The organism is Antribacter gilvus, from assembly GCF_003946865.1.
GTDB classification, from domain to species: Bacteria; Actinomycetota; Actinomycetes; order Actinomycetales; family Cellulomonadaceae; genus Antribacter; species Antribacter gilvus.
Genome location: NZ_QXTH01000006.1, coordinates 119,961 through 133,550, shown reverse-complemented (window position 1 = coordinate 133,550; position 13,590 = coordinate 119,961). Strand labels below are relative to the sequence as shown.

The 13,590-nt window shown below is 70.4% G+C and carries 13 protein-coding genes; 6 read left to right on the top strand and 7 right to left on the bottom strand.

Features of this window, described 5'->3' with window-relative positions; all coding sequences use genetic code 11:
• Positions 1-19 precede the first annotated feature (19 nt).
• Positions 20-934 (top strand): sulfite exporter TauE/SafE family protein, encoded by a 915-nt coding sequence (locus tag D1350_RS11985; RefSeq protein ID WP_240644056.1) that lies wholly within the window; start codon positions 20-22, stop codon positions 932-934.
• Here D1350_RS11985 and D1350_RS11980 read toward each other — a convergent pair.
• From D1350_RS11980 to D1350_RS11960, 5 genes are all read right to left on the bottom strand, one after another.
• Entirely contained in the window at positions 882-1,466 is a 585-nt protein-coding gene (locus D1350_RS11980; RefSeq protein WP_125776231.1) for an arsenate reductase/protein-tyrosine-phosphatase family protein, read from the bottom strand. The genes D1350_RS11985 and D1350_RS11980 overlap by 53 nt on opposite strands.
• Complete coding sequence (locus tag D1350_RS24465) at positions 1,463-2,674, bottom strand: DUF4012 domain-containing protein (protein WP_240644074.1); 1,212 nt, start codon at positions 2,672-2,674, stop codon at positions 1,463-1,465. Before D1350_RS24465 ends, D1350_RS11980 begins: the two co-directional genes overlap by 4 nt.
• Positions 2,675-3,131: 457 nt before the next feature.
• Positions 3,132-3,734 (bottom strand): oligosaccharide flippase family protein, encoded by a 603-nt coding sequence (locus D1350_RS11970; protein ID WP_125776229.1) that lies wholly within the window; start codon positions 3,732-3,734, stop codon positions 3,132-3,134.
• Complete coding sequence (locus D1350_RS11965; protein ID WP_125776228.1) at positions 3,731-4,687, bottom strand: glycosyltransferase family protein; 957 nt, start codon at positions 4,685-4,687, stop codon at positions 3,731-3,733. Before D1350_RS11965 ends, D1350_RS11970 begins: the two co-directional genes overlap by 4 nt.
• Before the next feature lie 74 nt (positions 4,688-4,761).
• Positions 4,762-5,871, bottom strand: a complete 1,110-nt coding sequence (locus D1350_RS11960; protein WP_240644055.1) for a glycosyltransferase — start codon at positions 5,869-5,871, stop codon at positions 4,762-4,764.
• A gap of 333 nt (positions 5,872-6,204) precedes the next feature.
• Between D1350_RS11960 and D1350_RS11955 the strand changes: the two genes are divergently transcribed.
• Both D1350_RS11955 and D1350_RS11950 read left to right on the top strand, forming a co-directional pair.
• A complete protein-coding gene (locus D1350_RS11955) occupies positions 6,205-7,596 on the top strand; it encodes an O-antigen ligase family protein (protein ID WP_125776226.1) in 1,392 nt (463 codons plus the stop codon).
• 99 nt (positions 7,597-7,695) lie between these two features.
• Entirely contained in the window at positions 7,696-8,457 is a 762-nt protein-coding gene (locus tag D1350_RS11950) for a class I SAM-dependent methyltransferase (RefSeq protein ID WP_164545147.1), read from the top strand.
• Between the two features lie 4 nt (positions 8,458-8,461).
• Here the strand turns inward: D1350_RS11950 and D1350_RS11945 are convergent, their stop codons facing one another.
• On the bottom strand, positions 8,462-9,139 hold the full coding sequence (locus tag D1350_RS11945) for an O-methyltransferase (protein ID WP_125776224.1): 678 nt from the start codon (positions 9,137-9,139) through the stop codon (positions 8,462-8,464).
• 49 nt (positions 9,140-9,188) lie between these two features.
• Complete coding sequence (locus tag D1350_RS11940; RefSeq protein ID WP_125776223.1) at positions 9,189-10,160, bottom strand: hypothetical protein; 972 nt, start codon at positions 10,158-10,160, stop codon at positions 9,189-9,191.
• Between the two features lie 122 nt (positions 10,161-10,282).
• Between D1350_RS11940 and D1350_RS11935 the strand changes: the two genes are divergently transcribed.
• The 3 genes from D1350_RS11935 to D1350_RS11925 all read left to right on the top strand — a co-directional run bounded on the left by D1350_RS11935 (position 10,283) and on the right by D1350_RS11925 (position 13,563).
• Positions 10,283-10,879, top strand: a complete 597-nt coding sequence (locus tag D1350_RS11935) for a CAP domain-containing protein (RefSeq protein WP_206074518.1) — start codon at positions 10,283-10,285, stop codon at positions 10,877-10,879.
• Positions 10,880-10,915: 36 nt separating this feature from the next.
• Positions 10,916-12,391 carry an NCS2 family permease gene (locus tag D1350_RS11930; RefSeq protein WP_125776221.1) on the top strand — a complete coding sequence of 492 codons (1,476 nt, stop codon included), beginning with the start codon at positions 10,916-10,918 and terminating at the stop codon, positions 12,389-12,391.
• A gap of 65 nt (positions 12,392-12,456) precedes the next feature.
• Complete coding sequence (locus D1350_RS11925) at positions 12,457-13,563, top strand: LCP family protein (protein WP_125776220.1); 1,107 nt, start codon at positions 12,457-12,459, stop codon at positions 13,561-13,563.
• The last annotated feature ends 27 nt before the right edge of the window (positions 13,564-13,590 follow it).

The window sequence follows — 13,590 nt, the reverse complement described above, 5'->3', positions numbered from 1 at the left end:
ACCGGTTAGCGTCCCAGCCGTGAGCATCGATCCGTGGTTGATCGTCGGCGGGCTGCTCGTGGGCTTCGTCGTCGGGCTCACGGGCATGGGCGGTGGTGCCCTGATGACGCCGATGCTCATCTTCGTCTTCCGGGTCGACCCCCTCACCGCCGTGTCGAGCGACGTGGTCGCGAGCCTGTTCATGAAGCCGGCCGGCGCCGTCGTCCACCTGCGGCGCGGCACGGTGAACCTGCGGATGGTGCTGTGGCTGTGCGTCGGCTCCGTCCCGGCCGCGTTCTGCGGCGCCCTGCTCGTCAAGTCGCTCCCGTTCGGGGAGTCCCTGGACGAGGCGCTGCAGATCGTGCTCGGCGTGGCGCTGCTGATCGCTGCCCTCGGGCTGGTGGCGCGCGCCGTGCTCCAGATGGTGAAGAGCCGGTCCGCCTTCGGCGAGGGACCCGCGGTGCCGACGGCGCCCGAGGTGGTGGTGCGGCCCCTTGCCACGGCCCTGCTCGGCGCCGTGGCCGGCCTCCTGGTGGGCATGACGTCCGTGGGTGCCGGGTCCGTCGTCATCGTGGTGCTGCTCCTGCTGTACCCGGCTCTCAAGGCCTCGCAGCTCGTCGGCACCGACCTCGTCCAGGCCGTTCCCCTGGTCGCCGCCGCGTCGCTGGGGCACCTGCTCTACGGCGACTTCTCCCTGGGGCTCACCGCGTCGCTGCTGATCGGTGCGATCCCCGGGGCGTGGGCGGGCGCCCACGCCTCCTCGCGCGCCCCCGGCGGGCTCCTCCGCAGGGCGCTCGCGATCCTTCTCCTCGCGTCCGGGCTCAAGCTCATCGGCGCTTCCGTGCCCGTGGTGCTCGTGGCGGCCGGGTTGGCGCTCGTGGGCGGGAACGTCCTGTGGTTCTTCACGAAGCGCTGGTACGAGCGGCGGAGCCGGGTCCCGGCCGTACCGCGCTGACGATCGGCGCCAGCGCGCCGAGGATCTGGTCGTAGGACTCCCGGTAGGTGCGCTCGGACCGGCCGTACGGGTCCACCACGTCGTCGTCGTGCGCGCGGCCCGCGTGCCGGGGCCGCTCGAGCAGGGCTGCGGGGACCAGGGCGGCGAGCCGCGCCGCGGCGGACGCGCCCACCACCGTGCCAGGGGCCACGGTGCTCGTGAGGCGGGCGAGCTCCCGCAGCGTCAGGGTGCGGCGGACGGCGGCGGGCTCCCGGTCCACGATCCACGCGCGGTGAGCGGTGGTCAGGGCCAGCACCAGGTCGGCCTCGCGGATGATGCCCGCTGTGAGCTGGCGGGCCACGAAGTCCGACGCGTCGACGCCGCTCGCCGTCAGCAGGTCGTCCATCGGGGGAGAGACGGGCGAGCCGACGACGGCGTGCGTGCCGGCGCTCGCGACGACGACGGAGCCGTCGAGCGAATGGCGCAGCAGGGCCTCGAGTGCGGGGGAGCGACAGATGTTGCCGGTGCACACTGCCAGAACGGTAAAGGTCATGTGATGGCTCCGGAAGATTGTCTGGAATCGGGTGCTACCTGGTGGTGTTCGGTGGATTCTACGGGCCATTGGCGCGCCGATTGTTTCGGGGGCGTTAAGAGGTCGGAGTTATCGGTCTTTTCTCCGGAACGCTGCCTCAACAAGAGCGCGAGAGCCGTCGCAGGTAACGTAACGGTTGCTGTCACCAGTTCTCGCGTCGAAACGGGAAATTCGGTCGACGACAGCTTCCGCGAAGGGGCCAGCAGATGGGGGTCTGGTGACGCATCCGGGGTGGGGAGAGAAATGGGCGGAGGCACCGGCGACCGCAGTCTGATGCGGCCGGCGCTCGCCTGGTCCGGCCCGGCGATGTACTCCGGCAGCAGCGCGGCCTCGTCGGGCGGGACCAGGGAGCGGTAGGTCACGTCGACCTCGAGCTCCCGGGACCCGTCGGGTCGCTCGGTCACCTCTTCGACCTTCACGGCCGTGTCCAGGTAGTAGCCGATCTTCGCCGCATCGGTGCCCTGCGTGAACACCCCGACCACCGGGGAGCCGTTGCTGATGCCGCGGAGGCCGCCATCGAGCACCGTCCCCTGGAGCAGACCCGCCTCGTCGCCGTCCGCCGACCACACCAGGAGACGGCCCTCACGCGCCGAGATGGCCAGAGCGTTCACGAGCCCGGCGCCGCCCCCGGCGCCGCCCCCGGCGCCGCCCGACAACGTCTCGAAAGCGCGGCGCGCGATGTCGGCGAAGATCACGTCCTGCTGCACCGGCGTCTCGGTCTTGTAGATGCCGTTGAGCAGGTAGTCCACGAGCTGGTCGCTCTGGAGCGTCCCGCCCGGGCCTGCGTCGAAAGGGCCCACCACGGCGAGGAGGTCGGCCAGGACCACCGGGTCCACGGAGATCACGCCGCTGACCACCTGGCCGGTCTCGACCCGCCACATCTCCCGGGCCACCTCGGCCGCGCGCGGGAAGTCGGGGGTGAGCGTGACGTTCTGCATCCAGCGCGCCATCTCCTCGTCGCCGAGGACCAGCTGCTCGTCCTGCGTGAGCTCAACAACGGGGGTCTCGAACGGACCGACCTGCTGCCCCGGCATCTGCTGCACCAGCGAGACGGCGCCGCCCTCGGCACGCAGCACCAGCACGGAGCCGACGATCCCGCCGAGCGCCCGCGGCTCGGCGTTGTTCTGCACCAGGACCAGGTAGTCCCGCGGGCCGGCCGCGCCCAGCATCGAGGGGATCAGCTGCGCCGCCCGGGACGCCGTCGCCGACGTCGCCCGGACGTCGCTCAGCTGGTTCTCGAAACGGTCCACGACGTCTCCGACCTGCGGCAACATCGTGCCGTCAAGGTTTCGCACCCGCTGGAGGGCGGCACCGATCGACGCGTCGGCGCGGATGACCTGCGGCGCCACCTGCTGGAGCGGCGCGAGGTCGACGCGTCCGTCCGTCGGCGCGAACGTCGCCGGGTTCGCGAGCTGCACCACGCCCGCAAGGTCGGGCAACGGCCCGGTGGCGAGGCCGGCGACGACGTCAGCCACCGTCGACACAGCATCCACCGTGGGGCCGACGCCCGGCAGACGGCCGGTGATGGACCAATGGGGACCGCTCGTCGCCTCGGCGGCCAGCGCCGCATCCTCCTGAAGTGCGGCGACGGTGCCGTCGAGCCGGTCGGCCCTGCCCGCCACCGCGTCAGCCTGCAGCAGCGCGACCTTGGCGGCAGCGTCCTCGAGCGCTCCCCTCGCGCGGAGCGCGTCGGCCGCCACCCAGGAGAGCAGGACGAGCAGGACGCCGACGACAACCGCCAGCGTCCACAGCACCACGCGCAGCACCCTCCGACGAGACCGTGTCCAGAACGGTCGCCGGACGTGCGGCGGCTTCTTCCAGACCTTCTCCGGTGGCGTGGGCCGGCGCGAGCCACCTGCTCACCTCGACGAGGCGCGGTTCGTCGTACAGCCCCGCGATGAGCGGGGCGAGAGCGACGACGGCCGCTGTGAAGGCCGCGCCCAGGGCGCTGTTCAGCCAGAAGAGATTGCTCCGCTGGCCCTGTGTCAGCTCGCGGGCCTGGACCGCCGCGTTGGCGAGCCCGGCGTCCCGGATCACCTCGCCCACCCCGATCACCGCGACCACCATCGCCAGGTAGCCGAAGTCGGTCGGACTGAGGAGGCGGGCGAGCACGACCAGCCCGGCGAGCTGCATCAGCGCCCGGAGCGCCTGACCGGCGACGGTCCAGGTGCCGCCACGGACGGCGGTCCGGCCGAGGTCGTTCCGGTCCGTGGTCGATGTGCCGGTCATCGCAGCGTCTTCTCCAGGACGGCGGACCAGGACCGGACGACGACGTCGATCACGTGCTCACGGCGCTGCAGGATCGACGTGCGCGAGAGCGAGAGCGCACGTCGTACGGCGGCCGGCCAGTCCTCGTCCTCCACGAATCCGGGCCACGAGGCCCCGAAGAGCTCCTCGAGGTGGGGATGCCTGCGCGCGACGACCGGGACACCATGCTCCAGGGCCCGCACCGCGACCCCGCTCTGGTAGAAGCGGGCGTAGGGCAGCACGAGGCAGCCGGAGGTCGCGATGGCACTGTCGAACTCTTCGTCCGAGAGGAAGCGGCTGTCCACGTCCCATCCGGAGACCTCGCCCCAGCCGCGTCCCTTGATCTCCAGCGCGCACGCCCCGCCGAGCCCGGTGGCGATCGCATGGAGCGACGACACCTCCCGGGCCGTCTTGTGCTGCCCGAGCACCCGGACCGGCCGTCGCGTGCGGTCGGGGAGCTCTGTGGGCGTCGGCGCCGGTCGAGCCACGGGGTGTGGCACGACGATGGGCGTGACCCCCGTGAGTGACCGGAGCTCGTCGGCCGCCGCGGTCGTGAGGCAGACAGGTTGCACGCGACTGCGGTGCACGGCCCAGGCGAACAGCCGTCGTGCCGTCCGCGAGTAGCCGAGCTGCGGCCGGAGCGGCTGGACGTCGTGGACGAGGAGCAGGACCGGTGTCCTCCGCGCCCGCGCGATCCAGGTCAGCGCGTCGAGGTATCCGAAGGCAGGCCAGAGGACGAGGGTTCCGGACGCCTCGGCCCGTAGCGCGAGGCGTCCGACCACCGTACCGAGGGTGACGCCAACCTTGCGCACGGCGCTGAGACCCTCGATCGGCGCGCCGGCCCGTACGACGACGGACGTGGCGCCGGCCGCTGAGAGGACCGTGCGCAGCTCGTGCTCGAAGTGGCCGAGGACGCCCGGGATCGGGTTGACCACCGCGCACCGGATCCGCTCTCTCGCCTCCGTCGAGGCGGATGCGTCCTTCCGCGCCGCCGGTGAGCCCGTCCGCGTCATCGCGGAAGAAGGTCGCGCAACGCGCGTTCGTAGTCGTCGAGCACGCGCTTCCACGAGTACTCGGCACGTGCGCGGTCGAGCGCTGCCGTGCTCAGGGACTCCTGGCGCTCGCGGTCCCCGAGGACGGCGGCGAGCGTTCCCGTGATCTCGGCAGCGTCAGCGCGTACGAGGACCCCGCTGTCGCCGAGCACCTCGCGGTTGTACGGGGTGTCGCGGGCGACGACCGGTGCTCCGCACATCATCGCCTGGACCAGGGCCGGGTTGGTGCCGCCCACGCTGTGCCCGTGGAAGTAGGCGCCGGCGTGGTGCCAGAGGGCGTGGAGACGCCGGTCGTCCGACACCTGGCCGAGCCAGTGGATCCGAGGGTGCGCGCGGGCGAGGTCGCGCACGGCGGTCTCGACGGGACCGCCGAAGCCCGACGAGCCCACGATCACGACGTCGCGTGAGCCGGCCAGCCGGCGCGCGGCGTCGAGGAACTCCCAGACCGAGTTCTCGGGAACCAGCCGGGCGACGAACAGGACATAGCTGCGGCGCTCGAACTCGGGCGGAACTGCGTCGTCATACTCCTGTCCGCCGTAGGGGATGAACGTGCCCTCGCGGCCGAAGTCCTCCCGCCAGTGCCGCCCGATCTCCACCGCGTCCACGACCAGCGCGTCGGCCCACCGCGCGGTGGCCCGAGCGCCACCGAGGAAGACGGACCGCGCGAGCGTGCCCCACTTCGTGCGCTTCCACTCCATGCCGTCGACGTTGACGAGCGTCCGGATCCCTCGCGCACGAAGCAGCGGGAGCCAGAATCCGTTCGCGACGTTCATGACCAGCGCGACGTCGGGACGGCGGCGGACAGCGTCGATCGACGCCGTCGCGCCGTAGGTCAGCGTGCTGAAGCAGCGGGAGTTCACGCCACGCGTCGTGATCGTCGATACGCGGTGGTCGCGCCCCTCGTCGTCGGCAAGCGTCGCCTCCGGCCGGCTGTACACGGAGACCTGCCACCCGGAGTCCACCAGAAAGGGGGCGAGATGCCGGACCGCGGTCTCGAAACCGCCGTAGTAGCTCGGATATCCACGAGTGCCGATGATGGCCACGGACGGTCGTCTGCTCGGCTTCACGCTGGAGTTCCTCTCGTCGCGACACGCTCGGTCGGTGTGGCGATGGTGATGGCAAAGAGGCGGCATGTTCACGCATTTACGGGCCTTCGCCGAGCGTACGACGTGGGAGTATTTGTCGCGCGTCGGGCGACTTAGTACGCGCGCTCCGGGAAACCGCCCCATAGGATCCACTGCATGGCCTTGCGCACGCCGACCAGCGGTTCTGCCCGGCTTTTGTCGCCCCCGGGCCCGCCGCACCGGCGTATTGCCGACATTGTCCCCGTCGGGCTCTTTGTCGTCTTCGTTGCGGGAACGCTTCTCTCGCACCAGCTTCCCTCGACGACGAGCATTGTCGTGACCCTTGTGCTGATGCTCTGCACGATGCTGGTGCCGCTCCTGTGGACGTTGCACAACAAGGGCGACGTCGCTTTCTACCTCCTGGTGCCGACGATCATGTCGGCGAGCCAGAACGTCTATCTGCTGACGACTGCGGACGAGCTCGAGGCGTCGGAGCTGCAGTTCGCGATCGTGCTCAACTTCGCGTTCGCGGTGCTGGCGTGGGCGGCGCTGCTGGGTGCACGGTCGCAGGCCGCCGGGCACGCGACGGACCGGGGCCGCGCGCTGCGCCGGACTCTCGCGGCCTGTGCCTTCCTCGTGACCGCGTACGGACTCGTCTCCTCGGTGATCTTCGCGGCACCGGTCACGTCCGCCCTCGCCTCGTACCGGAACCTGATCACCCCGATGCTCTTCACCGCGATCGGCCTGCTTGCGGCCGGGTTTGCGAGCCCACGGCGATATATGCGGATGCTCGTGGTGCTCGGCGTGCTCTCGTGCGCGTTCGGCCTGCTCGAGATGACCACCCCGCGCTTCTGGCAGGACCTGGGGATCAAGGAGCTGTGGGAGGACAAGGGGATCGGCGTCAACCCGAGCACTGGTGTGCCCTCCAACTACTTCTCGTCCGAGCTGATCGGTGGGTCGCAGATCCGCCGGATGGTGGGGCCCTTTGCCGACCCGGTGAACTTCGGCACGTTCCTCTTCGCCGTCTTCATGGCGGCGTGGGCCGTCCGGGCGCGGGTGGCAGCCGCGGTGATGGTCGTCGCCAGCGCGTTCGCGGTCAGCAAGGGAGCACTCGTCGGGTTCCTCGCCTACTTCGCGTACTGGACGCGCTACTTCGCGTCCCGGACGCACCACGTGGTCGCGATCATGGTGGCGCTGGCGGGCGCCGCCTACTTCTACGGGTTCTCCTTGAGGAGCTCGACAGGTAGCACCACCGCCCACATCAACGGGCTCCTCGCGGCATTCCTCGAGCTCCCCCAGCACCCGTTAGGACGGGGGATGGGCAACATCGGCGTGCTGTCGAACCTCTTCGGTGAGGGCGCGGAGTCGAACGTGACGGAGAGCGGGCTGGGAATGATCGTCGGCCAGCTCGGGATCGTCGGCCTCACTGTCTACGTGGTCTTCTTCGCCGCGCTGCTCAAGGCCGCTTTCCGGGTCCGTTCCCGCCGGCCGCGCCTGATGGCTGTCGGGTTGCTCGTCGGATTCATCATCAACGCCACCTTCAACGAGGTCGCGCTGAGCCCCAACTCTGCGGCTCCATACTTTGTGATGATCGGCCTGGTGCTCGGCCGGGACCTGATGCTGGATCAGGAGAACGAGTCGTACGCGGCCGTCGACGAGCGCGACCTGAGGTTGGAATGGGGTCCTGCTTCCGGCATTCCGTCGCCTCACGAGCAACGAACTGCGTGATTCTGTTCCGGAGGGCATGATCCCTTCATGGGAGATACGCAGACAGCGACATGGGCAGTGCCGGGGCGGCTCGAGGGCTATGTGCACAGGCTGGCTTCGATGCCGGCCAGAGCGCGGCTCGCGAGCAAGATGCACTATCTCGACTTCCTCGGAGACGTCCATCGCCGTCTCGATCCCGGGACGTATCTCGAGATCGGGGTGCGGAACGGAAAGAGCCTCGCACTTGCCTCGTGCCCGAGCATCGGGATCGATCCCGCCTACAACATCACCGTCGACCTGGATCCCGCGGCCGTGCTCGAGCGGACGACGAGCGACGACTATTTCGCGCGCCCGGACGCCTGCGCGTCGGTGGGCGGGCAGATCGACCTGGCGTTCATCGACGGGATGCACCTCTTCGAGTTCGCGCTGCGCGACTTCGTCAATGTTGAGAAGCACTGCTCGTGGTCGAGCATCATCGTGTTCGACGACGTCTTTCCGAGCCGTGCCGACATCGCGGCGCGTGACCGTCACACGTGGGAGTGGACCGGCGACGTGTTCCGGATCGTCGAGGTCCTGCGTGCCTACCGGCCCGACCTGACGTTGATCCTCGCGGACACCAAGCCGTCGGGGCTCCTCATGGTCACCGGGCTGGACCCGCAGTCGACGGTGCTCGAGGCCACGTACGACGAGATCGTCGGACGGCACGTGCGTCCGGACCCGCAACCGGTCCCGCCGTCGATCCGGCGTCGTGCTGGCGCCGTGGACCCGTCGGCGTTCCTGGCGTCCGGCGTCCTGGAGATGCTGCGGGTCGGCCGGGACACCGGGTCGCGCTCGGCGACCCTTGCCGAGGTCGCGGCGACCGTCGGAGCCCTCGGGAGGTGACTGATCAGGCCGCGGGACGGGTCCACAGCGTCGTGGTGCCCGCCATGGTCTTGGTCGGCGTGAGTCCTCGCAGCGTGGCTCGTGGCCAGCCCGAGGCGAGGCGGAACGCCTCCCGGTAGTGCTCGCGCTGCGAGTCGTCCAGGATCAGGAGGCCACCTGGCCGCACCTTGGCCAACGCCCGTTCGAAGCAGCGGACGCGCTGACGCCCGTCCACGATCACCGCATCGAAGTGGTCGTCGGGGTACTCGTCGATCGAGCCCACGTAGTCGGCGTAGTCGTTCGCGGCGCTCCGGACGAGGAGGGTGACGCTCTGCGCCGCCGCGGTGCGACCTCGGAGGTACTCGACCCACTCCGGGTCGTGCTCCGCCGTCACGACCTCGCCCACCCGGGGCGAGAGCCAGAGGGTCGACCCACCGCCACCGAACTCGAAGACCCGGCTGCGGTCGGTGAGCACGCCGTCGAGCCGGTCGATGACCGCGAACGGCAGCCAGGGCATCGCCAGGTCGAGCGTCGAGCGGCGAACCGTCGAGAACCAGCGGCCCAGGTATCTCGCCTGCTGCGGGTCGGCCGCGATGATCGATCCGATCCGCACGACGCCGGGGATGGCCTGCTTCAGCTTCCCGGGGTTCTCGACGATCGACGAGCTCACGCGTCCCATGGCCTGATAGGTGTCTTTCAGCATGGTCCGCAGCCTATGAGAGGTATTCCGACACCACATCAGGAAGGAGCGGCTACATTCCTTCGGCGCCCGCGGGATATTCGGAGAAGGACGGCGTAAAGAGTGAGGCGCGGTCGGTGAAGTACATTTTTCGGACAATTTCGTTTGACGCGTCGAAGCGCTCGAAGAACGCGAAGGCCTCGCTCCGTGTGGCGACGGGCCCACCACCGGGGAAGGCGCGCTCGACAAGACGCACCAGTGGGCCACGCACCGGGTTGGGGCGGCCGGCGACGTAGCGGGGCGCGAGCCGGTTCACCGCCCTGAGCAGAGAAAGACCCTGACGACTCAGCGACGTGTTCGCGCCCGTAGGGACCCGCGGGAGCGCAAGAGGAAGCGCCGCGGCCGTACGGAAGTCCGCAAGGATGTCCCCGTCACGGAGCCGGTCTTTCTCGAAGGTCCGGACCGTCAGCTTGTCGGCGCCAAAGGCGTCGGCCCACCGTGTCACGAGACCGCCATAGTCGAAGTAGCCGGGTTCGGCCGCCTCCTCGCTCAAAGGAGCGACGTGCGGCAGTCCCACCTTGAGGCGGGTGCTGTACAGGCTGAGTGCGACCTCGTGCTGAGGCCGGAGGTACACCAGGACCTCGATCTCGTCGAACAACCCGTCGAGAAGCTCGCGCAGCCTGACGACCTCCGCCGGCGTGACGAGCCTGCTGTGCAGGTGCTCGCTGCTGATGAGGAACGTCGTCGCACCGACCGCTCCGCCGACCTCCTCGCGGAGCTCAGCGGCCACCTCTCGCCGGTGCCGCTCGACCGACTGTGCGGTCAGCAGCCCGAGGTTCTGCCGCAGGTCGTCGACGCGACCGGGGTCCATCGACGTCGTGGCCGCCAGCTGGTGACTCACGCTGTCCCGGTACGTGAGGCTGCGCGAGTAGAGGACGCCCGACGCGGCGAGCACGTCGCGACACCGGCGCAGCGACGCCTGAACAGCCGTGGTTCCCGTCTTCTCGGCGCCGATGTGGATCACGCACCGAGGGATCTTCCGCATGGACGTTCTCCTCTGGTCTGCTGCTCGCCGGGCGGGGTGACGCAGCAACCCTAGGAAGCGAGGCTGCCCGGTGCGACCGGAGCGCGGTTGCGGGTCTGCGCCGATGCGTGTCGGATCGTCACGTGGCCCCGCGTATCCGCACCCTCCTTCTCGCCGGGACGATCGTCGTAGGCCTCGGGGCGTGCTCCCTCGAGGTACCGGGCACCTGGGTGACGAGCTCGCCCGACGGGGCACCTTCCGCCACACCCAGCCCCCCACCCGCCGCCACCCCCGCGCCCGAGGCGACCGCTCCGGCGTCGGGCGGCGCGGAGGGCGGCGGCGCGGAGGGCGACCTTGCCGACCCGGCGGGGTATGCCGCCGTGCTCGAAGGGCTCGTCAACGACCAGCGGGAGGCCGCAGGCCTGCCGGCCCTGGCGCACGACGGGTGCGCCGCCGAGCAGGCGCAGAGCCGCGCCGACGCGCTCGTGGGGGCCCCGGAGCTGGAGCACGCGCCGCTCGGAGGCGTTCTCGGCTCGTGCGGGGTGGGGCTGGCGGGAGAGAACCTGTCGCGGGGCGAGAGCCCGCCCGAGGACGTGGTCGAGGCGTGGATGGCGTCACCCGGGCACCACGCGAACATCGTCAAGCCGGAGTTCGCCTCCGGGGCGATCGCGTGCACGCGGGACGGCGGCGCCGACCCGGCCCCACGGTTCGTCTGCAGCCACGTCTTCCTCGGCGGCTGAAAGGCGGGATCGCCGCTCCCCACCGAAGATCGGAGCATGGCGAACGCGAACACCCAGGACGTCGCGGACCGGTCCGCGGTCGACAGGTTCTTCCACATCACCGAGCGGGGCTCCAGCGTCACCACCGAGGTCCGCGGCGGGCTGGTCACCTTCTTCACGATGAGCTACATCATCGTGCTGAACCCGCTGATCATCGGCACGGTGCAGGACGACGGGTTCGAGGGCAGCTTCCTCGGTGGCGGCAGCGAGCCCAACCTCGCGGCCGTCGCGGCGGCCACCGCCCTCGTCGCGGGCGTGATGTCGATCCTCATGGGCGTGATCGCCAACTTCCCGCTGGCGCTCGCGGCCGGGCTCGGCCTCAACGCGGTGGTCGCGTTCAGCGTCGCCGCGCTGCCCGGCATGACCTGGCCCGACGCCATGGGCATCGTGGTGCTGGAAGGTCTCGTCATCCTCGTGCTGGTCCTCACGGGCTTCCGGGAGGCCGTGTTCCGGGCGGTGCCACGCGAGCTCAAGGTCGCGATCAGCGTGGGCATCGGCCTGTTCATCGCGTTCATCGGTCTGGTGGACGCGGGCTTCGTGCGGATCCCGGAGTCGATGGCCACCCCGGTGGAGCTGGGCATCAGCGGGTCGCTCGGGTCCTGGCCGCTGCTGGTGTTCGCGGTCGGTCTGCTGCTCGCCGCGGTCCTGATGATCCGGCGGGTGCGGGGCGCGATCCTCATCGCGATCATCGTGGCGACCGTGCTCGCCGTGATCATCGAGGCAGTGGCGGGTGTGGGCGCGCGGACCGACGAGAACCCGGGCGGCTGGGGGCTCAACGTGCCGGCGCTGCCCGGCCAGGTGGTGGCCGCCCCGGACTTCTCGCTGCTCGGCCAGTTCTCGCTCTTCGGGTCGTTCGAGAAGATCGGCGCGGTCGCCGTCATCCTCCTCGTGTTCACGCTCCTCCTCGCCGACTTCTTCGACACGATGGGCACGATGGTCGCCATCGGTGGCGAGGCGGGCCTGCTCGACAAGGAGGGCAACCCGCCCCGCACCCAGCAGATCCTGGTGGTGGACTCCCTCGCGGCGGTCGCCGGCGGGGCCGGGTCGGTGTCGTCGAACACGGCGTACGTGGAGTCGGCGTCCGGTGTCGGTGACGGCGCGCGCACCGGGCTGGCGTCGGTCACGACGGGCGTGGCGTTCCTGCTCGCCACGTTCCTCACGCCCCTCGTGGAGATGGTCCCCAACGAGGCCGCGACGCCGGCGCTCGTCGTGGTCGGTTTCCTCATGGTGGTGCAGATCACCGGGATCGACTGGACCAACCTCGAGGTGGCGATCCCCGCCTTCCTCACGATCGTGCTGATGCCGTTCGCCTACTCCATCACCGTGGGCATCGGAGCCGGAGTGATCTCGTTCGTGCTCCTCAAGGTGGCCGTGGGGAAGGCGTCGAAGGTGCACCCGCTGCTGTGGGTGGCGGCGGCGATGTTCGTCGTCTACTTCCTCATGGGGCCCATCAAGGGCGCGCTGGGTCTCTGAGCAGGCCTGGGTTCCACCCGCTCGCGCGCTGTCAGCGGCGAGAGCGGGCGCAGTACGATCCGCGCATGCCAGGCACCGATCCGATCAACGACCTGCTCGGTTCCGCGCCGGGTTCCAGCCCGGTCCGGCACGGCCGGTCCGGTCGGCCGGGCCGGCGTCGGCCCCGTGCCTGGCTCGTCGTCGCCCTGTCGCTCGCCCTCGTGGTGGGCGGCGGTGCGGGCGCGGTGTGGATGCTCCAGCGGTCGCTGGAGGCCGGCCTCGAACGCATCGACGACCCGTTCGAGGCCTTGGACGAGGCCACGCGGCCCAGCCCGGCGCCCGTGGACCCGGCCGTGGCCGCCGAACCCCTCAACTTCCTCATCCTCGGCTCCGACAGCCGGATCTCCGCCGGCGACCCCCGCCAGTGGGAGGCAGGGGCGCAGCGCACCGACGCGATCATGCTGCTCCACCTCTCGGCCGACCGGCAGTCCGCCCAGGTGATCTCCTTCCCCCGGGACTCGTGGGTAGCGATCCCCGGCCACGGCGAGGGCAAGATCAACGCGGCGTTCTCGTACGGCGGTCCCACGCTGATGATCCAGACCGTGGAGCAGCTCACCGGCGTCCGGATCGACCACTTCGCGGTCACCGACTTCGTCTCGTTCCAGACCTTGACCGACGCCGTCCGCGGGGTGGAGATCGCCGTCCCGGAGGCAACGACCACCACGGGCGGCGACGTCCTCGAGGCGGGCGTCCACACCATGACGGGGGAGGAGGCGCTCGCCTACGCCCGCGAGCGGTACGGCCTGCCGAACGGCGACTTCGGGCGCGTGCAGCGCCAGCAGAACTGGATGCGCGCCATCATGGCCAAGGCCGCGGACACCCGGGGCGACGTCGGAGCCATGAACAACCTGGTCCAGGCCGTCGCCCGGTCCGTCGCGGTCGACGAGACGCTGACGCTGTGGCGCATGCAGGAGATCGCCGTCGGCTCGATGGGGCTGGGCGTCGGCGACGTCACGTTCCTGACCGCACCCCACTCGGGGACCGGCCGCAGCCCCGACGGGGCGCAGTCCATCGTGGTGCTCGACCGGGCCACGCTCGACCCGCTGATGGCGGCGGTGGCCGACGACTCGGTGGCCCAGTACGTCCAGGACCACGCCGACCAGCTCGTCGTGCTGGGGGACACCGTCCGGTAGCGCGTGATCTCACGCACAGGTCATTTC

Bases quoted from the DNA above. Each gene is read 5' to 3' on its own strand.
- D1350_RS11980 (WP_125776231.1), bottom strand. From the start codon at position 1,466: ATGACCTTTACCGTTCTGGCAGTGTGCACCGGCAACATCTGTCGCTCC.
- D1350_RS24465 (WP_240644074.1), bottom strand. From the start codon at position 2,674: ATGCTGGGCGCGGCCGGCCCGCGGGACTACCTGGTCCTGGTGCAGAAC.
- D1350_RS11970 (WP_125776229.1), bottom strand. From the start codon at position 3,734: ATGACCGGCACATCGACCACGGACCGGAACGACCTCGGCCGGACCGCC.
- D1350_RS11950 (WP_164545147.1), top strand. From the start codon at position 7,696: ATGCCGGCCAGAGCGCGGCTCGCGAGCAAGATGCACTATCTCGACTTC.
- D1350_RS11945 (WP_125776224.1), bottom strand. From the start codon at position 9,139: ATGCTGAAAGACACCTATCAGGCCATGGGACGCGTGAGCTCGTCGATC.
- D1350_RS11940 (WP_125776223.1), bottom strand. From the start codon at position 10,160: ATGCGGAAGATCCCTCGGTGCGTGATCCACATCGGCGCCGAGAAGACG.
- D1350_RS11930 (WP_125776221.1), top strand. From the start codon at position 10,916: ATGGCGAACGCGAACACCCAGGACGTCGCGGACCGGTCCGCGGTCGAC.
- D1350_RS11925 (WP_125776220.1), top strand. From the start codon at position 12,457: ATGCCAGGCACCGATCCGATCAACGACCTGCTCGGTTCCGCGCCGGGT.